The sequence below is a fragment of the Klebsiella sp. LY genome (genome assembly GCF_004010915.1).
GTDB classification, from domain to species: Bacteria; Pseudomonadota; Gammaproteobacteria; order Enterobacterales; family Enterobacteriaceae; genus Klebsiella; species Klebsiella quasipneumoniae.
Genome location: NZ_CP022444.1, coordinates 726,362 through 752,502, shown reverse-complemented (window position 1 = coordinate 752,502; position 26,141 = coordinate 726,362). Strand labels below are relative to the sequence as shown.

General features: G+C 55.2%; 22 protein-coding genes, 3 tRNA genes and 1 pseudogene. 13 read left to right on the top strand and 13 right to left on the bottom strand.

Annotated features, from left to right (window positions below; all coding sequences use genetic code 11):
- Positions 1 to 223: 223 nt before the first annotated feature.
- From CE636_RS06520 to pmrD, 4 genes are all read right to left on the bottom strand, one after another.
- Complete coding sequence (locus CE636_RS06520; RefSeq protein WP_017900819.1) at positions 224 to 976, bottom strand: KilA-N domain-containing protein; 753 nt, start codon at positions 974 to 976, stop codon at positions 224 to 226.
- Positions 977 to 1,060: 84 nt separating this feature from the next.
- Positions 1,061 to 3,052, bottom strand: coding sequence for an ATP-binding protein (locus CE636_RS06515; protein ID WP_017900818.1), 1,992 nt, complete (start codon positions 3,050 to 3,052; stop codon positions 1,061 to 1,063).
- 517 nt (positions 3,053 to 3,569) lie between these two features.
- Complete coding sequence (locus tag CE636_RS06510; RefSeq protein WP_017900817.1) at positions 3,570 to 5,024, bottom strand: AMP nucleosidase; 1,455 nt, start codon at positions 5,022 to 5,024, stop codon at positions 3,570 to 3,572.
- 129 nt (positions 5,025 to 5,153) lie between these two features.
- Positions 5,154 to 5,399 (bottom strand): signal transduction protein PmrD, encoded by a 246-nt coding sequence (gene pmrD / locus CE636_RS06505; protein WP_004203504.1) that lies wholly within the window; start codon positions 5,397 to 5,399, stop codon positions 5,154 to 5,156.
- A 270-nt stretch (positions 5,400 to 5,669) separates the two neighbouring features.
- Here pmrD and CE636_RS06500 point away from each other — a divergent pair, with 270 nt between their 5' ends.
- Complete coding sequence (locus tag CE636_RS06500; RefSeq protein WP_017900816.1) at positions 5,670 to 7,292, top strand: alpha/beta hydrolase; 1,623 nt, start codon at positions 5,670 to 5,672, stop codon at positions 7,290 to 7,292.
- On the opposite strand, the gene CE636_RS06495 is transcribed toward CE636_RS06500, so the two are convergent.
- The 3 genes and pseudogenes from CE636_RS06495 to CE636_RS06485 all read right to left on the bottom strand — a co-directional run bounded on the left by CE636_RS06495 (position 7,203) and on the right by CE636_RS06485 (position 9,932).
- Positions 7,203 to 8,135 (bottom strand): nucleoside recognition domain-containing protein, encoded by a 933-nt coding sequence (locus CE636_RS06495; RefSeq protein WP_017900815.1) that lies wholly within the window; start codon positions 8,133 to 8,135, stop codon positions 7,203 to 7,205. The two genes, CE636_RS06500 and CE636_RS06495, sit on opposite strands and share 90 nt — an antisense overlap.
- 118 nt (positions 8,136 to 8,253) lie before the next feature.
- Positions 8,254 to 9,168 (bottom strand): MDR family oxidoreductase, encoded by a 915-nt coding sequence (locus CE636_RS06490; protein ID WP_223171745.1) that lies wholly within the window; start codon positions 9,166 to 9,168, stop codon positions 8,254 to 8,256.
- Positions 9,107 to 9,932 (bottom strand): annotated as a pseudogene (locus CE636_RS06485) (TetR/AcrR family transcriptional regulator). Before CE636_RS06485 ends, CE636_RS06490 begins: the two are co-directional and overlap by 62 nt.
- A gap of 128 nt (positions 9,933 to 10,060) precedes the next feature.
- On the opposite strand from CE636_RS06485, the gene CE636_RS06480 reads away from it, so the two are divergent.
- Together CE636_RS06480 and CE636_RS06475 are read left to right on the top strand one after the other, a co-directional pair.
- Positions 10,061 to 10,285: a hypothetical protein gene (locus CE636_RS06480; RefSeq protein ID WP_127837810.1), complete on the top strand. Its 225-nt coding sequence runs from the start codon at positions 10,061 to 10,063 to the stop codon at positions 10,283 to 10,285.
- 139 nt (positions 10,286 to 10,424) lie between these two features.
- Positions 10,425 to 12,059: a Na+/H+ antiporter gene (locus tag CE636_RS06475; RefSeq protein WP_017900812.1), complete on the top strand. Its 1,635-nt coding sequence runs from the start codon at positions 10,425 to 10,427 to the stop codon at positions 12,057 to 12,059.
- A gap of 93 nt (positions 12,060 to 12,152) precedes the next feature.
- Here CE636_RS06475 and CE636_RS06470 read toward each other — a convergent pair.
- Positions 12,153 to 12,228 (bottom strand) — tRNA-Asn (locus tag CE636_RS06470).
- A gap of 330 nt (positions 12,229 to 12,558) precedes the next feature.
- Here CE636_RS06470 and nac point away from each other — a divergent pair.
- From nac to ldtA, 3 genes are all read left to right on the top strand, one after another.
- Positions 12,559 to 13,476, top strand: a complete 918-nt coding sequence (nac, locus tag CE636_RS06465; RefSeq protein WP_004203498.1) for a nitrogen assimilation transcriptional regulator NAC — start codon at positions 12,559 to 12,561, stop codon at positions 13,474 to 13,476.
- 106 nt (positions 13,477 to 13,582) lie between these two features.
- Positions 13,583 to 14,533 carry an HTH-type transcriptional regulator Cbl gene (gene cbl, locus CE636_RS06460; protein WP_004180456.1) on the top strand — a complete coding sequence of 317 codons (951 nt, stop codon included), beginning with the start codon at positions 13,583 to 13,585 and terminating at the stop codon, positions 14,531 to 14,533.
- A gap of 78 nt (positions 14,534 to 14,611) precedes the next feature.
- Positions 14,612 to 15,553 (top strand): L,D-transpeptidase, encoded by a 942-nt coding sequence (ldtA, locus tag CE636_RS06455; RefSeq protein WP_017900811.1) that lies wholly within the window; start codon positions 14,612 to 14,614, stop codon positions 15,551 to 15,553.
- An 89-nt stretch (positions 15,554 to 15,642) separates the two neighbouring features.
- Here the strand turns inward: ldtA and CE636_RS06450 are convergent.
- Together CE636_RS06450 and mtfA are read right to left on the bottom strand one after the other, a co-directional pair.
- A tRNA-Asn gene (locus tag CE636_RS06450) sits at positions 15,643 to 15,718 on the bottom strand.
- A gap of 100 nt (positions 15,719 to 15,818) precedes the next feature.
- Positions 15,819 to 16,619, bottom strand: coding sequence for a DgsA anti-repressor MtfA (gene mtfA / locus CE636_RS06445; RefSeq protein ID WP_074194586.1), 801 nt, complete (start codon positions 16,617 to 16,619; stop codon positions 15,819 to 15,821).
- Between the two features lie 90 nt (positions 16,620 to 16,709).
- On the opposite strand from mtfA, the gene CE636_RS06440 reads away from it, so the two are divergent.
- Positions 16,710 to 16,799, top strand: a tRNA-Ser gene (locus CE636_RS06440).
- A 274-nt stretch (positions 16,800 to 17,073) separates the two neighbouring features.
- Here the strand turns inward: CE636_RS06440 and ompC are convergent.
- A complete protein-coding gene (gene ompC / locus CE636_RS06435) occupies positions 17,074 to 18,210 on the bottom strand; it encodes a porin OmpC (RefSeq protein ID WP_017900242.1) in 1,137 nt (378 codons plus the stop codon).
- A 537-nt stretch (positions 18,211 to 18,747) separates the two neighbouring features.
- Between ompC and drpB the strand changes: the two genes are divergently transcribed.
- From drpB to CE636_RS06410, 4 genes are all read left to right on the top strand, one after another.
- Positions 18,748 to 19,029, top strand: coding sequence for a cell division protein DrpB (drpB, locus tag CE636_RS06425; protein ID WP_017900241.1), 282 nt, complete (start codon positions 18,748 to 18,750; stop codon positions 19,027 to 19,029).
- Between the two features lie 41 nt (positions 19,030 to 19,070).
- Entirely contained in the window at positions 19,071 to 19,781 is a 711-nt protein-coding gene (locus CE636_RS06420; RefSeq protein ID WP_017900240.1) for a phosphohydrolase, read from the top strand.
- Between the two features lie 76 nt (positions 19,782 to 19,857).
- A complete protein-coding gene (locus CE636_RS06415; RefSeq protein ID WP_025999241.1) occupies positions 19,858 to 21,258 on the top strand; it encodes a DNA cytosine methyltransferase in 1,401 nt (466 codons plus the stop codon).
- The gene (locus CE636_RS06410) at positions 21,239 to 21,733 is read left to right on the top strand and encodes a very short patch repair endonuclease (protein WP_004203485.1); all 495 of its coding nucleotides are present in this window, start codon (positions 21,239 to 21,241) and stop codon (positions 21,731 to 21,733) included. The genes CE636_RS06415 and CE636_RS06410 overlap by 20 nt, the downstream gene beginning before the upstream one ends.
- Here CE636_RS06410 and yedA read toward each other — a convergent pair.
- Positions 21,708 to 22,619 carry a drug/metabolite exporter YedA gene (gene yedA, locus CE636_RS06405; RefSeq protein WP_004203484.1) on the bottom strand — a complete coding sequence of 304 codons (912 nt, stop codon included), beginning with the start codon at positions 22,617 to 22,619 and terminating at the stop codon, positions 21,708 to 21,710. The genes CE636_RS06410 and yedA overlap by 26 nt on opposite strands.
- 183 nt (positions 22,620 to 22,802) lie before the next feature.
- Between yedA and CE636_RS06400 the strand changes: the two genes are divergently transcribed.
- Both CE636_RS06400 and dgcQ read left to right on the top strand, forming a co-directional pair.
- Entirely contained in the window at positions 22,803 to 23,714 is a 912-nt protein-coding gene (locus CE636_RS06400; RefSeq protein ID WP_017900238.1) for a DUF808 domain-containing protein, read from the top strand.
- A 116-nt stretch (positions 23,715 to 23,830) separates the two neighbouring features.
- Positions 23,831 to 25,510, top strand: a complete 1,680-nt coding sequence (gene dgcQ / locus CE636_RS06395) for a cellulose biosynthesis regulator diguanylate cyclase DgcQ (RefSeq protein ID WP_017900237.1) — start codon at positions 23,831 to 23,833, stop codon at positions 25,508 to 25,510.
- Between the two features lie 299 nt (positions 25,511 to 25,809).
- Here dgcQ and yodD read toward each other — a convergent pair whose 3' ends face one another.
- The gene (gene yodD / locus CE636_RS06390; protein ID WP_004203478.1) at positions 25,810 to 26,031 is read right to left on the bottom strand and encodes a YodD family peroxide/acid resistance protein; all 222 of its coding nucleotides are present in this window, start codon (positions 26,029 to 26,031) and stop codon (positions 25,810 to 25,812) included.
- Positions 26,032 to 26,141: the final 110 nt, after the last annotated feature.

The window sequence follows — 26,141 nt, the reverse complement described above, 5'->3', positions numbered from 1 at the left end:
ATTTAAATAACACGACTCGCAGGTTCAAATTTGCTCATCTGGCATAGTTAACCTGATTCCAATACTGGAAAAAGCAGATCCTCTATATCAGGATCTGCCTTCTGGTATGACTCACTAACGGATTCAGATCACTTCAGCCTATAGTTAACTATTTCTAATTACGGAAATTCACATATTAGAAGTTGCCACGCAAAACGATTATTTATGGCAAATTAGACACATGTTAACGAGGAGCCGGAAGCATTAGCACTTCAAGGTACTCTAAAGCAGTACGATCTCTTTGTTGAAAATACTCTGGAGCTTTCTGTGGCAACCATATTTCGTGAAAATGCCTACGAAAATCAGCATATAATTCAATTGGATATAATTTCGCATCTACCACACGACCATCAATATATTCGTGCTTATAGGTCGGGAAATCATTAGGTTCTATCCCTCTATTTTTCCTTAACCAAGCGCAAAACATACGTCCTTCTGATATATCGGGAATCATCCTATCGGGTAGGACATAACCAGCAATTTCAAGCGGTGCAATGAGACTCAATGTTATCTCATTTAACATCGAAAAATGAGTATGTGGAACTTTATGTCTGTTATGAGTATAACGTTGCAGGTGAGTAGGTGTTGCAAATTTAACCTGCCCCTGAGACCATTCATAAACCCATTGAGACACTTTTACTGCAAATTTAGGAGAAAGCCACTGAGCTAAATTAATAGCGAGTTGTGGGTGCACCCATGTGCCTTGTAACTTGGGATTTCCTCCGACTATAGAGTGGATTAACTGCGCCTCAGATAATCCCGTCTGATTTGTCATTTCTGTAATAAAATCAGAGGCAAGCTTGGTTGCTTTATAGCCAGAAAATGTTTTCCCCACTGATTGGCATAACGCCGTGGCGTTAATATAACCATCACTCATTCGTTGCGGGATAATTGCTCCCTCTTCAACTCTTGGTATTAACTCAAATTGCTCAGCCATGTTTTCTTCCTTAATAAAGGTAGTTACAGGAAGGTCATTAAAGAAACGAGATAAACGACCAACGAGTAGCAGCTAAAATACTTATCATCCAGAAACACTTTCCTCTTGCAATTCTCTAACGAGTTCCTCTCTTGAATTTCTTTCAATTAAATTTCTTTCCATCTTAAGTCGCTCTAACATGAAACTATTTGTCAATTCAAATGTATCGAAAATTGTATACCAATTTTTAACATAGCGTTTCATATTAGCATCTTCAGAAACCAAGCCCACATCACCTCGATTAGAGTAATTTGCTAATCGCGTCGGGATTTCAATATCTCGACTGGATATGGTCCTACCGATGAGTATCAATTCAAAATGTAAATTTTGACTTGAAAATTCAGGATGCCGTTTAATAATTGCTGCGTAATCTTCTAATTGCCTTAAATGCTTCACGTTTAGTGAAATACTTGGCTTTTTTATTTCAATAATAATACAGCGAAATATTTTATTCCCATTTGAATCAAGGGTTGGAATTCTTCGGGCTAAAAAGAGGTCGGTTTGTCGAGAAGCCCCCGGAATATCTTCTTCTGCATCAACATCATAAGAGTCAATCTCGTTAATTCCCCTTACGCTGTCACGTAGTGATTTAGCTATTTTAGTAAACGTATCTTCCTCTGCTCCTAAAGTCTCGTACCTTTCACCAAATAACCACGTATTATTCTCTATTATTTTCTGTAAATCAGGTGTTTCAAGTACATCTCTGTAATGCTCATTCATAATAAGCTTAAGTTTTTCAACAGCAAATCTTCTTTTTTGCAATTCTTCTATAGCACTTATAATATTATCCAGTCGTGTTCTTTTTAATTGTGCAGCAAATCGCGAAAGGTCATCACTATCTAAGTCAAGAACACTTTCCAAAATAGAGAATAAATCTTCATTTTTATTTGAGACAAGAATATTGTCCAATAACCTTATAAATATCTTTTTCTGTTTTGTAGTTAAATTAACCAAAATCTGAGGGTCAGCAATATATATATCACGAACGACTCTTTTAATATTATTCAACTTCCATTCTGCGTAATCTTTTTCATATTCCTTATAAGTTGGAAATACTCCTTCCTCTTCGAATTTCAAGATGGCTTTTTCGACAAGAATCCTAAGATAATCTTCATAAATCTCTTGAGAAAAATCGTGCGCATGCTTCAGTACATACTTCCAAGCCTTAGAATCCGAGTTACTTTTTGCAGATGAAAAAATATCATCGCCATGCATACTGAATGTATCAGCCCATGGAGATGAAATAAATACGCTTAAATAAAAATCTCTTTTTTTGTTAAACTTGCTGGTTTCTTTATGTACAATTTTACCATCACTATTAATTAAATAGATAAAAGATTTTTCTGTTGCAGGTTTATTAGCCCAACGAATAGCCCGAATATTAAACTCATGATTATCAAAATCAGTAACTGAAAATTTTATTTCATTTTCTGGTATTAAAATTTCTGAACCATTTAGTATTATTTTTTTTGTTCTGTCTAAAGCTAATTTACAGCAAAATTCATTCGAAAGAATAGATTTGATATTATCAATATCAGGTAAATTTGTATGGATCTGAGAAAGCTCAACGCACGTTCCATTATTTGTATTAAGTAGAAGGCCATGTTGTTCATTAGAAGGTATATCAATTTGAGCTTCATAATCTTTAATATTCTCATCTGTAATTTTTATACACGCATTCTTTTTCCCAAACTTAGTAAACCAGATGGCCTGATAACAAAGCTTATGAAATGAAAGTCGTCCTCGACCTTGAGAACCATGTTGATCAATACTCGTTTTTTTTAGAGAATCATTGAATCGATTGAAGTTACTATCTAAATTATGAAAATCAATACCATCTCCATCATCAAAGATAGTTATTGATTGCGCCGTACCAAAATCGTCGTAGGCGATATTAATTATGACATTATTGGCACCAGCATCAAGACCATTCCATACAAGTTCAATGATAGCTTGAACCGGTTCAATAGATCTGAAATGCTTCTTAATACCAGAGCTATTTATTTCAGTCGTTCCCTGAATGATTTTCTTCGCCATAAACAATCATCTCAAAAACAATTTGGTTAAGTGCCTATTCTATATGATATTTTATCAATATCAACGTTTACTCTTTGATTATGTGCGATCTTACATTTTTAACACTCCTGTCCAATTGCACATTGACCTCAGTGATCTTGCACTATGCTCCTATCGCATTCATAAAAGACAGTTAATCCTAAGTTGAATTAAGAATTCTATGACTTGGCGACCTCAAAACGTGATATCAATCACACATATAATCAATGATGACATTAGGGGCTTTTTTGAGGGCCTTATTTTAAAAATAAGAATTAAAAACCCTTAAATACAATTAGATACTTAACAAATCGCATCCAGTCAGAGGAGCCAAATTTAAGAAGCCTGCTTTCGAGCAGGCTTTTTGCTTTCCGCCGACCACGCGTCCCCGTGGACGAAGATCCACAGCCACCGCCGGGCCGTTCGTTTCGCTCACCCGAGCGCTGACGCTCCCCTGCGGGGAACGCCAGCGTTTTCCTCTCTCTTCCCCCGTTGCCGGTTAGCGGAACGGCGGTTCGTTGAAGGTGCGTAGCTTACGCGAGTGCATGTGATCCCCCTCGGCGCGCAGCAGATCGATGGCCCGGATGCCGATCTGCAGATGCTCAGAGATGGCCCCCTCATAGAAGCGGTTGGCCTGACCGGGGAGCTTGATCTCACCGTGCAGCGGTTTGTCCGAGACGCAGAGCAGCGTGCCGTAGGGGACGCGAAAGCGATAGCCCTGGGCGGCGATGGTCGCGCTCTCCATATCGATAGCCACCGCGCGGCTGAGATTAAAGCGCAGCGCGGAAGCGGAATAGCGCAGCTCCCAGTTACGGTCGTCGGTGGTGACCACCGTCCCGGTACGCAGCCGCTGCTTCACCTCCTCGCCCGGCATCCCGCTCACCTGCTTGGTGGCGTCGTACAGGGCGCGCTGCACTTCGGCAATGCTGGGGATGGGAATATCCGGCGGCAGCACCGCATCCAGTACATGGTCGTCGCGCAGATAGGCGTGGGCCAGCACATAGTCGCCGATGGCCTGGCTTTCGCGCAGGCCGCCGCAGTGGCCGATCATCAGCCAGACATCCGGGCGCAGCACCGCCAGGTGGTCGCAGATGGTTTTGGCATTGGCCGGGCCGACGCCAATGTTAATCAGGGTGATCCCTTTGCCGTCGTGGGTGATCAGATGCCAGGCCGGCATCTGGTGCTTCTTCCACGCCAGATCGGAAATGGCCTGCTCCGGCGCTTCGGTTTCGGCGGTGATCCAGATCCCGCCGGCGCAGGAGAGAGCGATATAGGGGCTGTCGGGATCGAGGATCTGGCTGCAGCCCCAGCTGACGAACTCATCCACGTAGCGGGTATAGTTGGTGAACAGCACGTAGGGCTGGAAGTGTTCCGCCGGCGTGCCGGTATAGTGCCGCAGACGCGCCAGCGAAAAATCGACGCGGCGGGCGTCAAAGTGCGACAGCGGATAGAACTCGGTAGGATGGAACAGGCCGTCTGCGGTCTCATCGCCAATCTGCGACAGCTCGGTGGTAGGGAAATAGCGCGTCAGACCGGCGCTCATCGAGCGGTCGAGTGTCAGGGTGGAACCATCTATCACGTAAGGATAGGGGATCTCATGCTGCGACAGCTCGACGCTGATATGCGCGCCATAGTCCTGATACAGCAGGGTCAGCTGTTCCAGCAAATAGTGGCGGAACAGTTTCGGATTCGTGATGGTGGTGGTATAGCACCCGGCATGGGTGAAACGTCCCCAGGCGCGCGTTTTGAGGGCTTTATGAGCGGCGCCGTCCCAGGAGACCGAGAGCTGCGGGTAGACAAAAAGACCTTCCGCGCGGGCTTCGGTATCGGGGAGCGTATTATGGTCGATATAGTCGCCGATGGCTTTGCGTAATGCCGTGACCGAGGCTTCATAGCGCGCTTCCAGCTCGGCAAGCGCTTGTTCCGGGGTCAGACTGGCGGCCTTGTTATTCATGATTCGCTCCTTGTTTCAGGTCTGCTGACATTCCCGATAGTATGTCACAGCGTGAAAAGGGCGAAGGGGAATTTATCTGTCAGATGCGAAGAGACCCCGATCATCTCTGGCAAAGGGGTCGGACCCGATTTATTTGCCGGCGTTTGCCCAGCGCTCACTGCTATAATGGGTTGCTTTGAGGATCTTCAACGTCTGTGTCGGGTTATTATTCAGACAATAACGCGCATCGGCCAGCGGAGTAAGTTTATCGCCTTCCTGCAGGTGAAGGCGACAGGCTTCAATTTCAGCAATCATCGCTAATGTACCGCTCTGAAGCACGACGCAGCAGGGGCTGGTCATTGAATTTTTTCTCACTTTTTTTACCCACCACTCCATCTATATCTTCCTGTCCTGATCACATCCCTGCCGATAATTCATGTTTCCTGAAGGCCTGACAATAAGATTATCCCCTTGGTTTATACAGTGTTTAAAAATAGGCGACCTAACGTTGATCTCAGCGGTAGGCTTTTTTTCGCTGAACATGAATGATCTGCCGGGTTTAATTTGCCGGAGCCGATGGCTATGCTGAGAAGCAGACAGTGAAAATAGCCTGTCAGGAATAGGGCAGCTGAGTTCGGCTATGCGAAAAATAATAGAGAGAGCGTCATGAAGCATGTTTTACGCCACTGGCGAACGTCAGGCGCCGTTATTGGCTCACTGTTAAAAAAAGGGATCGTTGCGGTGCTGGCGCTGCTGGTGGTGTTTCTCGCCGGACGGATCTATGAGTCCCAGCGCGGCCCCGCGCTGCATTCCTGGCATACCTGGCATGGCAACGAGATGACGGCCAAAGAGATCGACCAGGCGACCTTTGCCCAGTATCTGGCGCGGGAGAAAACGATTTTCGCCGATCTTCAGCGCGAGGTGACAGAGGCCTTGCCGGAAGAAGATAAAACCCCTGTCAACCGCTTTTATCGCCATAGCCGGGTCTGGCCGGGGCAGTTTACGCAGGACTGGAACCGCTCTTTTGTACTATTGCCGCAGGGCAAACCGCGCGGCAGCGTGGTGCTGCTCCATGGCCTGACCGATTCGCCCTACAGCGTGCGCTATCTGGCGCAACTCTGGCGGCAGCGGGGCTATGTGGCGGTGGCGCCGCGTTTGCCGGGCCATGGCACCGCGCCGGGGGCGTTAACCGCCGTTGACTGGGAGACCTGGCTGGCGGCAACGCGTCTGGCGGTGCGCGAAGCGACGCGCCTGGCCGGGGCGGACGTGCCGCTGCATCTGGTCGGCTACTCTAACGGCGGCGCGCTGGCGCTCAAGTATGCCCTCGATAGCCTGGAGGACAGCCATTTGCGCCAGCCGCAGCAGATGATCCTGCTGTCGCCGATGATCGGCGTGACGGCGTTTGCCCGTTTTGCCGGTCTCGCCGGGCTGCCGTCCATCTTCCCGGCGTTTGCCCGCGCGGCCTGGCTAAACGTGGCGCCTGAATTTAATCCGTTCAAGTACAACTCTTTTCCGGTAAAAGCGGCGAGACAGTCCTGGCTGTTAAGCCAGGCGCTGCAGCAGCAGATTATTCGTGCGTCCCGTCAGGGGGAGCTGAAAGCGCTGCCGCCAGTCCTCACCTTTCAGTCGGTGATGGATTCCACCGTCAGCACCCGGGCGGTGGTGGAGTCCCTGTATCGCTACCTGCCGGACAACGGCAGTGAGCTGGTGGTGTTCGACATAAACCAGGCGGCGGATCTCCGTGTCCTGTTCCGTCCCGCGCTCTATGCGGCGGTGAATACGCTGCTGCCGCCGGCGCCGAGGGCCTATACCACCACGGTGGTGACCAACGCGACGGCGCACACGCTGCAGACCGTCGCCCGCACTACGCTGGCGCAGGAACGGGAAGAGCATCGTTATCCTCTACACCTTGCCTGGCCGGCGGATATGTACTCCCTGTCGCATGTGGCGGTGCCGTTTCCCCTGAGCGACTCGCTGTATGGCCGCGAGCCGGACGAGAAGAACCGCTACGGCATTAGCCTGGGCACCATTTCACTGCGTGGAGAAACCGGAACGCTGAGCGTGGGGCTGGAGACGTTAATGCGCGTCACCTCTAATCCTTTCTTTCCGTGGATGCTGGCGCGCGTCGATGAGCATATCGCCTGCGGCGAACAGGCGGCGGTAGTGGCCTGCCTGAAGGCGCAGGCCAGCGCGCAGGCGTTAAAAGAGGCTCAGGTGCAGGACGGTGCGCAGCAGAATGCCGACGATCGCCGCGGGAACCACGAAGCGAAACAGGCGGACAAACCGTGAGCTGATGCCGAGGAAAATACCGATTCCGGGCAGATCGAAGGTCTGGATCAGCAGGCCTGCCGAGGCGTTGACCTGGCTGACGGTGACTTTGCCCTGCTGGATCAGCTCGGAAATGACGCCAAAGTAAGCGGTGCCTCCGGCGACGCACTTCACCAGCGCCGGCAGCACAAAGTTCTGCGGAATGTGCAGCCAGCCGAGCACCGGTTTCAGCAGCTGCTGCAGCAGGTCGATGGCGCCAGCGCCCTGCAGCAGTCCGACGATGGTTAACGACAGGATCAGCATCGGCACCGCGCCGAGCGCCAGGCGGATGGCGTCGGAGCCGGCGCTATTGATCACCGCCAGAATGCCCTGACTGTTCTGCTCGGCGTTGGGCAGCGTTTCCGCGCGAGGATTCTCGGCGACCGATAAGCGCCGTCCGGTGACGTGCCAGGCGACGGCCGCCGCGCACAGGCCGCCGACCACTGAGATAACGATCGAGGCCAGCCAGTGGAGGCCGAAAGGGGTGAGGGGATAGAAGACGTTGCCTTGCCCCATGGCGAAGACCATGGCCAGCGTGGCGGCCATTTGCCGGTCAGAAACGCCGCGTTTGTCCATAATCGACAGCGTGGCCAGCGGGGCGGCGAAGCTGACAAAGTTAATCTGGATCAGGGCGAAGGCGCTCATCCCGGTTAAGCCGAAGGGCTTCAGCAATGGCGCAACCCAGCGCACAATCACATCGAGGATGCCGCGGACCTCCAGATATTTCATGATAATCAGCATGATCACCATGATCGGCAACAGCGTATACAGCGCGACGTCAACGGACGATTTGCCCGCCGCCATAATGATGCTTATGACATCCATTTACGTTCTTTACCACTCGCAAAGCCATTCGTTCGCGTCATCATAATCCCGTGGGGAAGGAAATGATATGTCAGGATCGCCCGGGGGACCGGCGCCATAGGGCGCCGGGAGGAGAGAATTACTGGCCGATGTTGACCAGCGTGCGGCCATGAATATTGTTGCTGAGGAAATCTGCGGCATACGCTGGCGCCTGCTCCAGCGTGATTTCGGTGGCTGCCTGCTGGTAGTAGCCCTCCGGCAGCAGCTGGGCCAGACGCTGCCAGACCGCGTCGCGTTCTGCGGTGGGCACCATCACCGAATCCACCCCCTGCAGACGCACATTGCGCAGAATAAACGGCATTACGGTGGTCGGCAGATCGAAGCCCCCGGCCAGACCGCAGGCGGCGACGCAGCCGCGATATTGCGTTTGCGCCAGCACTTTAGCCAGCATCGTGCCGCCAACGGTATCCACCGCGCCCGCCCACAGCTGTTTCTCCAGCGGGCGGGTCTCTGCGAAGTCGCTGCGTGGCAGGATGGCGTCGGCGCCGAGCTGGCGAAGGTAATCGTGCGTCGACTCGCGGCCCGATACGGCTGTCACCCGGTAGCCGAGCGCTTTCAGCAGTACCACGGCGGTGCTGCCGACCCCGCCGCTGGCGCCGGTGACCAGGATATCACCGCTTTCCGGGGTGATGCCCGCACTGACGAGGGCATCGACGCACAGCATTGCGGTAAAGCCGGCGGTGCCGATGATCATCGCCTGGCGCGCGCTGAGTGCCTCCGGCAGGGCAACCAGCCAGTCGCCTTTGACACAGGCCTCGGTGGCCAGACCGCCCCAGTGGTTTTCGCCCACGCCCCAGCCGGTGAGGATCACGGCCTGGCCGGGAACAAAGCGCGGATCGCGGCTTTCACTTACCCTGCCGGCAAAATCAATCCCCGGCACCATCGGGAACTGGCGGATGATTTTGCCTTTGCCGGTGATCGCCAGGGCATCTTTATAGTTGAGACTCGACCAGTCGATGGCGACCCGCACGTCGCCTTCGGCAAGGGCGGGCAGGTCAATCGCTTTGACGGCGGCCACGGTGCGGTTGTCAATCTGGTCCAGAACTAATGCTTTCATGACTGAGTATTCCTCGTCTGAAGGGAGTTATCGGCGCTATCGCCGTCCTGTGCAGGTGTTATTGTCATCATATTGTGCGCAAAGAAATCCCAGTACTGGTTAAGGGGAGCGGCGGACTGGACCAGCCTGGCGCGCATCACCGCGCCTTCCCAGCCGATCCAGAACACCTGGGCCAGCGCCTCCGGTGAGGTGTCGCTGGCGATCGCCCCGGCAGCCTGCGCCTCGTGCAGGCAGCGGGCCACGCGCGCCTCCCATGCCGCCAGGATGGCCTGCAACCGCTGGGTAAATGCCTCGGGCAACAGCGGAGCTTCCTGCAGCAGGTTGCCTACCAGACAGCCGCGACGAAACTGGTATTTCTCCATTCCCTGACCGGCATCTCGCACGAAGGCCGCCATCCGTTCCAGCGGCGGCACGGCGTCGTCCAGCAGGAATTTATCTAATTTATGCGCAAAGTAGTCGCCATAGGCGGCAAGCACGGCGAGGCCAAAGGCCTCCTTGCTTTTGAAACAGTGGTAAAACGACCCCTTTGGCACGGCGATATTCTTGATTACCGCATCAATCCCCGCCGCGAGATAGCCCGTTTCGGTCAGCACCTCCAGGCCCGAGCGAATCAGCGCCTGGCGGGTGTCGACAAACTGCCGATCGGCCTTTGGCGGTCGGCCGCGGCGGGGCTTCAGGTTGGCGGAGATAGCGGGATTCATCATTTAGACCGTGTGGTTTAATTGTTTGTCAGAGTACCCCCAATCCTGGTATGGGGCAAGCAATGTATGGCAGCGAAGGGCGGGATTTCGAGGCATTCGGCTTATGAAGGCGACGCGGATTATCCATAATGGCTAATGCATGGATATCGGGCCGTTACGACAGAGAATATCAATCCGCTGAGGCTATTCCGCTGACCATATATCTCTCTGGTCGCCACGGAATGATAAGGATGAATGGTAGAGATTATATTGCCGGGCTGACGATGATTTGCAGACCATGGCGGATTGACAATGACGGCATGATAAAACACATTGTCCCCCCTGAACGGGCGCCGGTTGCCACCTCAGTTTAAATAAACACGCCGCCAGACAGGAAAGCCTGTCCTTTATTATCGGCGTCTGGATAAATAACCCGCCGCTGAAACCACACCTGCGAAAAAGGAATAACAGCCTGATGTACAGAATGAATATTGCCGTTAAAGGAGGGGAGGAATGTCGCTAATCGCTATTGTGCTGGTCTTTATCATGGCCATCGTGGTGACGGTGTTCATTTCCCATCTTCTGCCCGTTAAAGTGCCGCTGCCGTTGATCCAGATTGCGGCGGGCGCCGCGCTGGCCGCCGGTGGTTTTCAGGTCGATTTCGATCCGCACATCTTTTTGCTGTTGTTTATCCCGCCGCTGCTTTTCCTCGATGGCTGGCGGATCCCGAAAGACGCGTTTTTCCGCGATATGAAGCCGATTCTGTCGCTGGCGATAGGCCTGGTGATGGTGACTATCCTCGGTATTGGCCTGTTTATTCACTGGCTTATTCCGGCGATTACCGTGGCGGCGGGGTTCGCCCTGGCGGCGATTCTGTCACCCACCGATCCGGTGGCGGTATCGGCAATGACCGCCAGCTCGACGCTGCCTTCCCGGATGGCGCATATCCTCGAAGGGGAGTCGCTGTTAAACGATGCTTCGGGTCTCGTCGCTTTTAATTTTGCCATCGCCGCGGTGCTGACCGGCAGCTTCTCACCGGGAGAGGCGGTGATGAAGTTTTTCCTGATGGCGTTCGGGGGTATCATCAGTGGGCTCGTGGTGGTGTGGGTCACCGGCAAATGTAATAACTTTCTGGTGCGGCGCACTCGCGAGGAGCCGGCCATCCAGATCCTGATCAGCCTGCTTATCCCCTTCGCCGCCTACCTGCTGGCCGAGGCGTTCCATGTCTCCGGCATTCTTGCCGCCGTCGCCGCCGGCATTGCGATGCACTATGAGCAGCTGTCGGGGCCACGGCTTCCCGCGACGCGCATGAAAAGCAGCGCGGTGTGGTCCATGCTGCAGACTACCCTCAATGGGATGATCTTCCTGATGCTGGGCGAGCAGTTGCCCCGCATGCTCAGGACGTTGCCGGCGGTAGCCAGCCAGGCCGGCGTCCCTTCGCCCTGGTATCTGCTGCTGTACGCCGTGGCCATCACTCTCGCGCTCGGTCTGATGCGTTTCGCCTGGGTATGGCTGTCGATGACGCTGACCATTTTTCGCCGTAAACGCCGGGGCAAGGCCATCACCGTCCGTCCGCGATTCAGCATCCTCGCCGTCATGGCGCTGGCGGGGGTTAAAGGCTCCGTGACGCTCGCCGGTATTCTGACGCTGCCGGCGGTGCTGGCGGATGGTTCACCATTCCCGGGCCGCGAACTGCTGATCTTTCTCTCAATGGCGGTGATCCTGATGTCGCTGGTGGTGGCGGCTATCGGTCTGCCGTTCATGACCCGCTATCTTGCCGATGATTTACCCCATGACACCGACAAGGACGATATTGGCGCCGTCATGACCGAAGTGGCCATCAACCGGCTAAATGCGCTACTCGACGAGCCGGTGGAGGATCCCACTGAGCAGGCCCTGCGGGCGGATGCCGGCAATATGCTGCTGGAAACCTACCAGCGTCGGCTTCACTATAACGACAATGACGAAGGGCAGGACGTCGGGCTGGAGCTGGCGAAGCGCGCCAGGCTGGAGAAATATATGCAAAGAGAGGTCATTATCGCCCAGCGTCAGGAGCTGTTCCGGCTGCGTCGCGCTCACAACATTAGCGATATCACCTTTTATGAGGTGCTGCGGGAGATAGACCTGAAGGAAGAGAGTTTGCGCTAGGGGCGCCATTGCTGGAGGGGAGCCTTCGCCCTCCGGCCGCGCAGCTGGCGCGGAAAAGCAAAAAGCCTGCTCGAAAGCAGGCTTTTTTAAATTTGGCTCCTCTGACTGGACTCGAACCAGTGACATACGGATTAACAGTCCGCCGTTCTACCGACTGAACTACAGAGGAATCGTGTGAACGGGGCGCATATTAACGATGCCACCCGGCCTTGTCAAAGCCTGATTCAAAGAATTGCGTTCGACTGCTGACAATTTCAGCAACCTCCGCTCATGCGCTGTTTTTTTCAGCAGATTGCACCGTTGTAGTGCGAATGTACCCCTAATGGGGCATACCACAATCTGCTTACCGGGCAAATAAAAACCGGATTGCTATCACTATCCCTTATAACACCGCCTGTGGCGGGCAGCGGCAGCGGAAATGAAAAGCTGGCAAGCAAATTGCAAAACCAGTTTCATCATACTTCCAGCGTTGACGCTGGCGTTCCTTACAGGAGGCAAAATGAACTTAAGACGACTGAAATATTTTGTGAAAATCGTCGATATCGGCAGTCTGACCCAGGCCGCTGAAGTCTTGCACATCGCCCAACCGGCCCTCAGCCAGCAGGTCGCGACCCTGGAAGGTGAAATGGACCAGCAGCTGCTGATACGCACCAAGCGAGGGGTCACGCCAACGGAAGCCGGTAAAATCCTTTATACCCATGCGCGGACCATCCTGCGCCAGTGTGAGCAGGCGCAGCTGGCGGTCAATAACGTCGGCCAGACGCTGCGTGGCCAGGTCTCGATCGGCCTGGCGCCGGGCACAGCGGCCTCCGCCATTACCATGCCGTTGCTGCAGACGGTGCGTAATGAACTGCCCGAGGTGATGGTCTATCTGCAGGAAAGCAGCGGCACGGCGCTGAATGACAAGCTGCTGGCGGGCCAGCTGGATATGGCGGTGCTGTATGAGCGTTCACCGGTGGCCGGCATCGTCAGCCAGCCGCTGCTGAAAGAAGACCTCTACCTGGTCGGCACCCGCGACTGCCCGGGGCAGAGCGTGGACCTCACGGCGGTGGCGGAGATGAACCTGTTCCTGCCGCGAGATTACAGCGCGGTACGGGCGCGGGTCACTGAGGCGTTCACCCTGCGTCGTCTGTCGGCGAAAATTATCGGCGAGATCGAATCCATTACCACCCTGACCGCGGCCATCGCCAGCGGCATGGGGGCGACGGTCCTGCCGGAATCCGCTGCCCGCTCCCTGTGCGGCGCGGCAAACGGCTGGATGGCGCGGATTAGCACGCCGTCAATGAGCCTGTCGCTGTCGCTGAACATGTCGGCGCGCGGCGGTTTGTCGCCGCAGGCGCAGGCGGTGAAGGAGATCCTGCTGTCTCTGGTGAGCCGTCCGTCGCTGGAGAACCGCGAACTGCAGCTGGTTAGTTAGGCTATATTCTCTTAAGGAATAAGTTGCTGGTTTTTATTATTTGTTACCCGGGACAACAGACTTTAACAATAGCAGATACGTTAAGTCCATTGGCCCGGAGGAAAGGGTGAACTTCCAGCAACTGAAAATTATCCGTGAGGCGGCCCGTCAGGATTACAACCTGACGGAAGTCGCGAATATGCTCTATACCTCGCAGTCAGGCGTCAGCCGCCATATCCGGGAACTGGAAGAGGAGCTGGGGATTGAGATCTTTATCCGTCGCGGCAAACGCCTGTTAGGCATGACCGAGCCGGGTAAAGCGCTGTTATCCATTGCTGAGCGGATCCTCAATGAAGCCAGCAACGTCCGGCGGCTGGCGGATCTCTTCACTAACGATGCCTCCGGCGTCTTAACCATCGCCACCACCCATACTCAGGCGCGCTACAGCCTGCCCCCGGTGATTAAAGCTTTCCGCGAGCTGTTCTCCGACGTTCGCGTCGAGCTGGTGCAGGGCACCCCGCAGGAAATCGAAGCGCTGTTGCATAACGGCGGGGCGGATATCGGCATCGCCAGCGAGCGTCTGAGCAACGATCCTACGCTGGCGGCTTTCCCCTGGTTCCGCTGGCATCACAGCCTGCTGGTACCCAAAGACCATCCCCTGACCCAGGTGTCTCCTCTGACGCTGGAGGCGATTGCCCGCTGGCCGTTAATCACCTATCGCCAGGGGATCACCGGCCGTTCGCGGATCGATGAGGCTTTCAACCGCAAAGGGCTGATGCCGGATATTGTGCTGAGCGCCCAGGATTCCGATGTCATCAAGACCTACGTCGAGCTGGGGCTGGGCGTCGGGCTGGTCGCCGAGCAGTCCGGGGATGCCCGCGAAGCGGACACCTTTACGCGCCTCGATACCCGCCATCTGTTTGATGCCAATACCGTGTGGCTGGGACTGAAGCGGGGCCAGCTACAGCGTAATTACGTCTGGCGCTTTATCGAATTGTGCAATGCCGGACTGTCGCTGGATGAGATCAAGCGCCAGGCGATGGAGCCGGAAGAGGCCGCTATCGACTATCAGATTTAAGGAAATGCTGGCCAGCGGATCGGGGAGAGGAAATACCGCTATAATTCACACATGAGAGTCGCGACTGAGGAAGGGAAAATGACGATGCGGCGTGTGAAATTACTTTGTTCGGCGCTGATGCTGCTCGCCAGCCACAGCGCACTGGCCGTTAGCTATCCGCTGCCGCCGGAGGGGAGCCGTCTGGTGGGCAGCGCATTTACCATTGCCGTGCCGGAGAATAACACTCAACCACTGGAAAGTTTTGCCGCCCAGTACGGCCAGGGGTTGAGCAATATGCTGGAAGCTAACCCCGGCGTCGATGTCTATTTGCCGCACTCCGGATCGACGCTGACCATTCCGCAACAGCTGATCCTGCCTGACACCGTGCGGGAGGGGATCGTCATCAACGTCGCCGAGATGCGTCTCTATTATTACCCGCCGCTGGGCAATAGCGTGGAAGTCCTGCCAATCGGCATTGGTCAGGCGGGACGCGAAACGCCGCGTAACTGGGTGACGGCGGTAGAGCGCAAGCAGGAGGGACCCACCTGGGTACCGACCGCCAATACCCGCCGCGAGTATGCGAAAGAGGGCAAAACGCTGCCGGCGATGGTGCCCCCCGGGCCCGATAATCCGATGGGGCTGTATGCGATCTATATCGGCAGGCTGTACGCCATCCACGGCACCAATGCCAACTTTGGTATCGGGTTGCGCGTCAGCCAGGGATGCATCCGCCTGCGTAATGACGACATTAAATTCCTGTTTGATAACGTCCCGGTGGGAACGCGCGTCCAGCTCATCGATCAGCCGGTGAAGTACAGCGTGGAGCCGGACGGCAGCCACTGGCTGGAGGTGCACGAGCCGCTGTCGCGCAACCGCGCGGAGTTTGAATCCGACAGAAAAGTCCCGTTGCCGATGACCTCGGCGCTGCGCGAGTTTACTCAGGGGCCGGGAGTGAGTTCTTCGCAGGCCGAGCAAACCCTGCTGCGCCGCTCCGGCATGCCGGTGAATATCAGCGCCACAGCGGCGCAGGGAAGTTTGTAGCGGTGGAAAAAGTTAAGCCTTGATGCGGGATGGCGGCCCGGCGGGACCCGAAAAGCAAAAAGCCTGCTTAAAAGCAGGCTTTTTAAATTTGGCTCCTCTGACTGGACTCGAACCAGTGACATACGGATTAACAGTCCGCCGTTCTACCGACTGAACTACAGAGGAATCGTGTGAACGAGGCGCATACTACTGGCCCGGCATTTTTGTGTCAACACTAAAATTAACCTGCTGATTCAAATGGCTAAATTTAGCTCAACACGTTGTTTTAGTGAACAGTGCGCCGATCGTCTTCGTCCTGCAGGCCATTCTCCCGTCTGCGCGCCAGCGGATCCTGGCGGTAAAAATGGCAAAAACGCTGCCACAGGGCCGGGAAGCGGGGCGCGAACAGTTCAGGCGCGCTGAAAAAATATTCCGATAGGACGGCAAAGCACTCAGCGGGATCGGTGGCGGCATAGGCGTCAATGCTGGCTGCGCTTTCCCCCACCAGATCTATCTCATCCTGAATGTTGTTCATCGCCGCGTGGAGATCGTGCTCCCAGCCGGCGACTTCGCGCAGTGGGATCAGCGGCACCCCGCTGGCCCGATCGCCATTCCGCGTATCGAGCTTATGCGCTACCTCATGCACCACAAGGTTAAAGCCTGACGCATCAAAGGAGTCCTGAATATCCAGCCAGTTCAGCACCACGGGACCCTGCTGCCAGCTTTGCCCCGATTGCACCACCCGCTGGTTGTGGACCAGGCCAATATCATCTTCCCATTCATCATCCACGACAAACGGGGCAGGGTAGATCAGCACTTCATGAAAACCGTCCAGCCACTCTATCCCCAGCTCAAGCACCGGCAGGCAAAAGAGCATAGCTATCCGCGCCTGATGCAGCGGAGTCAGCTCCAGTCCCTGAAGCGCTACCAGACGTTTTTGCTGTAGGAAACGGGCAGCCATCTGCGTCAGCTTATGCTGCTCAGCGGGCGAAAGGTGGGCTAAAACCGGAATGGCAAGCGCTTGCTCCCAGGGCATCTCTGCGTTGCCGGACTCATCATCTGCTTTCCAGGGCCATTTAAACATCATATTGCTCGCAAAGTCGTCACTTGAACACGATTACCGAAACGGGAGCTATTAAAATGCCAAAGATCCTGGCATTATAGCAACCACAACAGCGGAGAGATGCCGGAGCGGCTGAACGGACCGGTCTCGAAAACCGGAGTAGGGGCAACTCTACCGGGGGTTCAAATCCCCCTCTCTCCGCCACTCTTCTTTCTCTGACCATTCCCCTTCAATAACACCGTTAGCTTCAGGTATAACGCCTGCGCTGGGGTATCGCCATCATCATCGTCCTGGTTTCAGCGTAAAGACGCGGTACTGTGCCTTGTCTTTTTGTGGTCTTACCGCCGCAATTTGCCCGAACGAGCTTAAACGCATCATAAAGAGGGAAGGTACGCCTGGAAAGCGGCAATGTCGAAAAGAGTGATCTCAACGGAGCGGGAACAAGAAAAAGCCCGCTGAGCGCGGGCTTAGATGGGGATCAGAACTGGTAAACCAGACCGAGGGCCACGATATCATCGGTCGAGATACCGTTGTTGCTGTAGAAGCGGTCGTCTTCGTCCAGCAGGTTGATTTTGTAATCCACATAGGTGGACATATTTTTATTGAAGTAGTAGGTCATGCCGATGTCGACATACTTGACCAGATCCTTGTCGCCGAAGCGAGAAGAGGAGTAGAGATCTTTACCCTTTGATTGCAGATAGGCCACAGACGGACGCAGCGGTAAATTATACTCATCGAACTGGTACTGGGCGACGACTTCAAAGTTCTGCGTCTTGTTGGCAATAGCGCCGTTGCCGTAGAAGGTCATGTTGCGGGTCTCCGCATACATGGCGGCCAGATAGATGTTGTTGGCGTCATATTTGGCGCCGACGGTCCAGGCGTCGGCTTTATCACCGTTGGCATAAATATGGCTGCTACGTGCTGCCGCCAGCTGGTTATGGGTACGGTCAGAAGATGAGTAGGCGGCCCCGAAGCTGATGCCCATATCGAGATCGTAGTAGCTGGAGATACCAAACCCGTCGCCATTTTCCCGCGCCAGTTTACGAGCACCACCGTTGTTAGTGCCTTCGCCAGAACCGGCGTTTTCATTATTACCCTGATACTGCAGGGCGAAATGCAGGCCGTCGACGAGGCCGAAGAAATCGCTGTTACGGTAGGTGGCCACCCCGTTGGTGCGGCCGGTCATGTAAACGTCGGTCTGGGTGTAGGTATCGCCGCCGAATTCTGGCAGCATATCAGTCCAGGATTCGATGTCGTACACCACGCCGTAATTACGGCCATAGTCCAGTGAGCCATAGTCAGCAAACTTCAGACCGGCGAAGGCCAGACGGGTCCAGGAATTCGCTCCTTCATTTTCGCTGGTATTGGCCTTGATATTGTATTCCCACTGACCGTAGCCGGTTAACTCGGAAGCGATCTGCGTTTCGCCTTTGATGCCAAAGCGTGCATAGGTCTGATCGCCGTCCTCTGAAGTGTCGTCTGAGAAATAGTGCAGGCCGGCGACTTTCCCGTAAAGGTCCAGTTTGTTGCCGTTGTTGTTATAGATTTCCGCGGCATTAACGGCATTGGCCATTAATAATGCCGGAACCATGAGAGCCAGTACTTTTCTTTTCATTATATATTCCCTTTTAATAATAATTTCTGTGAATTATGACAATCCCTCCGGAATGACTATCAGATACTAACGACCAGGTTCATTTTTATTTAAAATAAAATATGTAAATAAATAATGTAAGATATTGCAAAATATTTCCAAATGGTTCGTTATATTAAATTTAAATGAATCTTCTTTTATTATTATTTTATTATATAGCAATGGGTTATGTTGTTTTGTTGCGGGCTCGGTTAACCAAATGAAATTATTTGTATAAATTTACGGCGAGAGGGTTATTCAGCATTTAAATATAATTTATGAGTCAAACTCGCTGGGGAAGATAAGTACAATACGCGGCATGGTTGATGTCGTTAATGTTTAATCCTGTGGGTAAGTAATAAAGAACAAACCCTTGGGTATTTCCATTGGCAGCATAAGTGATAAGTAGGTGCAGAAGACAAGGATGAAACTGCTGCCTGTGGCGCAGGTTGGCGGTATAATGTGATGCGTGTCACGTTTTGGGTGACAGTAGTATGATTTGTCACGGAGAAGAATGAGATGGAAGAGCAGGCAAAACGCAGCCCGGGCGGCAAACTCGCGCTCTGGGCGTTGTATGCCTTTTGCGGATATTGTGTCTGGGTCATTGTGCGTTACTGGTGGGTGGTAGGGAGAATTCACAGCGTTCCCGGCGCCAGCGCGGAGGGCGACTTTGGCACAATGGCAGGGAAATGGCTTGGCGCCCTGTTGGGGATGCTGGTGCTCGCCGGCATTGGCGCGATCCTTGGTGCTGTCGTCTGGTATACACGGCCCGCCAGAAGCAGGCGGGATCATCGGTCGTAAAGTTGCTATGCTCGAGGCTGACCTTCAGATAAGGAACGCCTATGAACCTGGTAGACTGGCAGCAACGATTTGAGCACTGGATACTGACGCACCACGCCCAGGAGGATGCGGCGCACGATCTGTCCCATTTTCGTCGCGTCTGGGCCACCGCCACCCGGCTGGCCGCCGGGGAGGTGGAAGTCGACAGGCTGGTGCTTCTCACGGCCTGCTATTTTCATGACATTGTCAGTCTGCCTAAAAATCATCCGGAGCGAAGCCGCTCCTCGATGATGGCTGCCGAGAAAACCCTGGCGATTTTGCAGTCGTCGTTTACCGATTTTCCCGCAGACCGCTATGCGGCGGTCAGCCATGCTATTGAGGCGCACAGCTTTAGCGCGGCGATCCCGCCGCGCACGCTGGAGGCGAAAATCGTCCAGGACGCCGACCGTCTCGAGTCGCTTGGGGCGATTGGCCTGGCGCGGGTCTTCGCCGTCGCCGGCGCCCTGAACACCATTCTGTTTGATGCCGACGATCCTTTCGCCGACCGGCGAGCGCTGGATGACAGAAAATATGCCCTCGACCATTTCCAGTGCAAACTCCTGCGCCTGCCGGAAACCATGCAGACCGCCGCAGGAAGGGCTATGGCGCAGCATAATGCGCGCTTCCTCGTTGAGTTTATGGCCAAGATCAGCGCGGAGCTGAAGGGGGAGCCTATGACGCTGGATGAGGCGGTTTTACGCCGCTTTGCACCGCAGCCGTCAACCGACCAGTGATTTATGGTACTCTCTGCAAAAATCGTCCGCGCTGGTTGAGGATATGCCACAAAAGTTAATCAAGGAAAACAGGTCGTTGTCATTGACGGAGCAGGCCGGTGAAGAGGCTCAGGCGCTGCTGCGTCAGCTGATGACGATCTACGATGTGAAAACGCTGGTCGCCGAGCTGGTTAGTGTCGGGGAGCAGCACTGGAGCGCGGCGATCCTCAAGCGCGTGGCGGCCCTCGGCCGCGCGGCGGGGCGTTTGCGTCCGCAGGAGGTCGCTCATCTGGCGACGCTGCTGCCGTCGCTGCCGGCCCATCATCCACACTATGGGTTCCGCTTTGTCGATCTGTTTGCCGGTATCGGCGGGATCCGCAGCGGTTTTGAAGCCATCGGCGGGCAGTGCGTCTTTACCAGCGAGTGGAATAAGCATGCGGTGCGCACCTATAAGGCCAACTGGTATTGCGATCCGCAGCAACACCGTTTCAATGAAGATATCCGCGATATCACCCTCAGCCATCGCCCCGACGTTAGCGATGACGAGGCGGCGCAGCATATCCGCGAGACTATCCCGCAGCATGATGTGCTGCTGGCCGGCTTTCCCTGCCAGCCTTTCTCACTCGCCGGCGTATCGAAAAAAAATGCCATGGGTCGCGCCCACGGCTTTGCCTGCGAAACCCAGGGGACGCTGTTTTTTGATGTGGTGAGAATTATCGCCGCCCGTCAGCCGGCGATCTTTGTGCTGGAGAATGTTAAAAATCTCAAAAGTCACGATCAGGGACGCACCTTCCGCATCATCATGCAGACACTGGATGAGCTGGGGTATGAGGTCGCTGACGCCGGGCATAGCGGGCCGGACGATCCGAAAGTGATCGACGGGCGCCATTTCTTACCACAGCACCGGGAGCGCATCGTGCTGGTAGGCTTCCGTCGCGATCTGCACCTGCACGAAGGGTTTACGCTGCGCGATATCGCGGCGCTTTACCCGGCGGTTCGGCCAACATTTGGCGAGCTGCTGGAGCCGACGGTGGATGCCAAATTTATCCTCACGCCGGTACTGTGGAAATATCTTTATCGCTATGCGCGCAAGCATCAGGCGCGGGGCAATGGCTTTGGTTATGGCCTGGTGGACCCCGCGAATCCCCACAGCGTGGCCCGGACGCTTTCCGCCCGCTACTATAAAGATGGCGCCGAAATTCTCGTCGATCGCGGCTGGGACCGGCCGCTGGGCGAGACGCATTTTGACGATCCGCAGAATCAACAGCGGCGTCCTCGTCGGCTGACGCCGCGGGAGTGCGCCCGATTGATGGGCTTCGAATCGCCTCAGGGGGCGCGTTTCCGCATCCCGGTGTCGGATACCCAGGCCTATCGTCAGTTCGGCAACTCGGTGGTGGTTCCGGTCTTCGCCGCGGTGGCGAAGCTCCTGGCCCCGCGCATCGCTCAGGCGGTGGCGCGTCGCGAAGCGGATGATAACGATGGCGGATGTTCACGATAAAGCCACACGCAGTAAAAATATGCGGGCTATCGCCACGCGCGATACGGCGATCGAAAAGCGGATAGCGGCGCTGTTGACTCAGGCGGGATTCACCTTTATTGCCCAGGATCGCGAGCTGCCGGGGCGCCCTGATTTCGCTTTACCCGACTACCGTTGCGTCATCTTTACCCACGGCTGTTTCTGGCACCACCATGACTGTTACCTGTTTAAGGTGCCGGCCACCCGGACGGCGTTCTGGCTGGACAAGATCGCCGGCAACGTAGCGCGCGATGCCCGTGACCGGCAAAAGCTGGCCGCGCAGGGCTGGCGGGTGCTTATCGTCTGGGAGTGCGCCCTGCGCGGTCGCCTGAAGCTGAATGACGAGGCGCTCACCGAGCGTCTGGAAGAGTGGATCTGCGGCGCCGGACACGACGCGCAGATCGACACCCAGGGGATCCGCGAACTGGCGCTTATTTCGACGCCTTACAAGGGGTAGCTTCGCTGCGAACCGGGAAGAGATATTTGCCCAGCGTCACCAGCACGACGGCGAAAATAATCACCGCCAGCGCCAGCCACTCGATCAGTGACAGGCTTTCGCCACCGAATCCGGTGCCAAGGAGAACCGCTACCACCGGGTTGACATAGGCGTAGCTGGTGGCCACCGCCGGGGTGACATTGCGGATCAAAAACATGTAGGCGTTGATGGCAATCAGCGAGCCAAAGATAGCCAGGTAGGCTACGGCGGCGATCCCGGACCACGACGGAACGCGGGTTAAGGTTTCACCGCTCAGCCATGAGGCGGCCAGCAGGACGATCCCGGCGGCGAGCATCTCGATTGCCCCCGCCATCATGCCGGTCGGCAGCACGATCCGCGAGCCGTAAACCGAGCCGAAGGCCCAGCTCAGAGAGCCAATCAGAATCAGCAGTGCGCCCCAGGGGTTGCCGTTCAGGTTGCCCCCGCTGTTAAGCATCACAATACCCGCGAGGCCAATGGCAATCCCCAGCCACTCCAGCTTCCGAGTGGCGATGCCGAAAAAGCGGCTGAAGCACAGGGTGAACAGCGGAACGGTGGCGACCATCACCGCGGCGATCCCGGAGGGAACGTGCTGATGTTCGGCCAGGGTGACAAAGCCGTTGCCGACGGCCAGCAGCAAAACCCCGATCAGCGCGGCATTAAGCAACGGCCTGCGGGCCGGCAGTTTATGGCCGGTGGCCAACAGCCATCCCAGCAGCAGCACGCCAGCAGAGAGAAAGCGAATTCCGGCCATCATCAGCGGCGGCCAGCTGGCGACGCCGACGGCGATGGCGAAATAGGTAGAGCCCCAAATGATATACAGCGCAAACAGCGCCCCGATAAGCGGTAACAGCTGACGGGTAGACATACTTCCTCACGACGGTGCAAAGATAGAAAGGGGACATATAGTAAACGTGAAAACTATCCTGCTGGCGAGCGCTTAATTTGCGCCAGGTTGTTAAATTTATATTGACTAATTGTACCTTGGGCAGCGGCCGTTTTTTAACGCATACTCGAGGGAGACATTGATGAAAAGAGAAGGAAAATCATTTTGGCAGGAAGTAGTCTTTTAACATTACTCGATGATATCGCCACGCTGCTGGACGATATCTCCATGATGGGCAAGCTGGCGGCGAAAAAAACGGCGGGGGTGCTGGGCGACGATCTTTCCCTGAATGCCCAACAGGTGACCGGCGTGCGGGCAAATCGTGAGCTGCCCGTGGTCTGGGGCGTGGCGAAAGGGTCGTTCGTCAATAAAATCATCCTCGTGCCGCTGGCCCTGCTGATCAGCGCCTTTATTCCCTGGGCGATCACGCCGCTGCTGATGGTGGGTGGCGCGTTTCTCTGTTTTGAAGGGGTGGAGAAGGTGCTCCACAGTCTGGAAGCGCGTAAGCACAAGGAGGACCCAGCGCAACGGCAGCAGCGTCTTCAGGCGTTGGCGGATCGTGACCCGCAGGCCTTTGAGCGTGACAAAGTAAAAGGGGCGATTCGCACCGACTTTATTTTGTCCGCGGAAATTGTCGCCATCACCCTCGGCATTGTCGCGGAAGCGCCGCTGCTGAATCAGATCCTCATTCTCTCAGGGATCGCGATTCTGGTCACCGTCGGGGTCTATGGCCTGGTGGGGGTGATCGTCAAGCTGGATGACATGGGTTACTGGCTGGCGGAGAAACGCAGTACGCTGGCGCAGTGGCTGGGCAAAGGGTTATTGGCCGTGGCTCCCTGGCTGATGAAACTGCTCTCTGTCGTCGGGACGCTGGCCATGTTCCTCGTTGGCGGCGGGATTGTGGTCCACGGTATTGCGCCGCTGCACCATGCCATTGAGCACTGGAGCGCGGGCCTGGGCGGCATGTTGGCCGCCTTGCTGCCGATGGTGGTCAATCTGGTGCTGGGTTTTATCATCGGTGCGGTGGTCCTGGCCGGCGTCAAGGCGGTGAGCCGCCTGCGTGGCGCGGCGAAGTAGTCAGGTGCGGCGCAGCGTATTGGCGCCGCGTGGTCTACGCTAAAAGCGCGTCCGGTATCGACAGAAACCGCGTGCGCTGACGACGTCAGGTTTGCGCAACGTACTACGAGAGAAAGATGGATAAGCCACTGCGGTTGAAGTTGAAAAAGCGCTACTTCCTGACTCGCCCGGCACATGTGGTTAACGTTTGTTTTATCGTGGTGCTATTTTTCTCCACGCTGCTGATCTGGCGTGAAATCAACGTCCTGGAGGAGGCCTACGTGGCGAACCAGCGCAATAATCTGGCTAACGTCGCGCATGAAATGGATGGGCTGCTGCAGTTTAACATCGACAGGATGATGTTTTTTCGCCACGGTATGCAGTCCGCACTTGAACGCCCCCTCGACGTCGATGTGTTGCACGAGGCCAGCCAGCGCTATCTGAACCAGCGCCATCAGGAGATTTGGCGGGTGGCGCTCCCGAACCGCCGGACGCTGCCGGTGTTTGGCGTCTCGGAGAGCGTCGTCAGGGAGCACCCGCTGCTCTTGCCGGACGATCCGCTGGTGGTCAATGAACTGATGGCGACGCTGGAGCTGGGTTATCTGTTAAATCTGACGCAGCATGACCGCGATTTTGCCGAGCGGATGCAATATATCTCCCGCAGCGGCTTTTTCACCTCGACCCTGCCGCTGCGCGATGAATCGCAGGTGAAGACGCACTATTCGCGCGCTATCAGCGCCCTCTGGTTTACCCGGCAGACCCAGCGGAACAATCCGTACCGCGGCGTTATCTGGCAAACCTTTCCTGACGATGACCCGCAGCTGGAAGAGCAGGTGGTTACCGCCTCGATACCGCTGGATTTTGCCGGTTACTGGCGCGGCGTGCTGGCGATGGATTTCTCAGTCAGCGAAATAAAAGCATTTTTAATCAGCGCGATGAAGGGCGGGCAGGAGGGGGAATACCAGCTTTATGACAGCCATCTTAGCCTGCTGGCCTCCTCTGCGCCGGGGAATGTCCTGACGCTGCTGTCGCCGCGCGAGCAGGAGCTGCTCAGCCGCGCGTTTGCCCATGATAACCAGGGCGGCCTGCGTCTGCTGACGCGCTATATCAGTTGGGCCAAACTACGGAATTTTGACGGCGTGCTGCTGCGGATCCACACCCTGCGGGAAGGCGTACGCGGCAACTTTGGCACCATCACCATCGCCCTGACCCTGATGTGGATCCTCTTCACCTTGATGCTGCTGCTCTCCTGGCTGGTGATCCGCCGTATGGTCCGCAATATGAGCGTCCTCCAGACCTCTCTGGAGTGGCAGGCCTGGCACGATGCCTTAACCCGCCTGCTCAATCGCGGGGCGCTGTTTGAAAAGGCGATGGCGCTCGCCAGCGCCTGCCAGCGCAGCGGACTACCGCTGGCGGTGATCCAGCTCGATCTGGATCACTTTAAGAGCATTAACGATCGCTATGGTCATCAGGCGGGTGACAGGGTGCTGTCGATGGTGGCCAGTACCCTTGCCGGCACTGTGCGGGAAGGCGATTTGCTGGGCCGCGTGGGGGGAGAGGAGTTTTGTGTCGTGCTGCCGAATACCACGCTGCAGGAAGCGGCGGCGATAGCGGAGCGGCTACGCCTGCGTATTCATGGCCGGGAGGTCTTTTTGCATAACAACGTGACGCTGCGGGTCAGCGCGTCGTTAGGGGTAAGCGCCAGCGAAGAGCAGGGAGAGTATCACTTTGAAGCGCTGCAGTCGGTCGCCGATGGTCGACTGTATCTGGCCAAGCAGAATGGCCGCAACCAGGTCTGTTATCGCAGCGAAGCGTGAGTAAAACGTTTCGCTCGCGCCAGCGGATTTGAGATTTATCTTAAAGTAATGTCTGGCGATCGTACTATCAGATGAAACCGGTTTGCGGCTAAGCCTTCTCGCATCAGCCTTGCAGCCCTTTCTGCTGCGAAGCGCCGACTTTCTCAATATTTTGCGTCATGAATATCTCTTGTCATGCAAAATAATTGAGGATAATGTTTCAACGCATCGGATTTCCCGGTGTAACGAATTTTCAAGTGCTTCTTGCATTAGCAAGTTTGATCCCGACTCCTGCGAGTCGGGATTTTTTTCGCCCATCACTAGCGGTTGGCTTCACTGGCGCTGAAATCATGAATATCGAGTTCAAATGCCTCCGCCAGTTCGCGCCAGGTATGCGCCCCGCGGCCATCGATACTGGCGCGCTGAGGGTCATCGAGGATGCGGTGGACTTCGCTTTCGCTGATCTCATTAATCGCTGCCAGTAGAGCATCAACGTTCACATCAACGTCGTTCCCGGTCTGGTCTGTCAATCGGTTCTTCATCATTACCCCCCTCGCTGAGCGTCGCTCAAGCCTTTTTAAGTATAGTCGGTCTAAAAAAACGCCAGTCACCGGCCGCGACGCTGCGAGCGGCGTGGTTTTGTTCTACACTG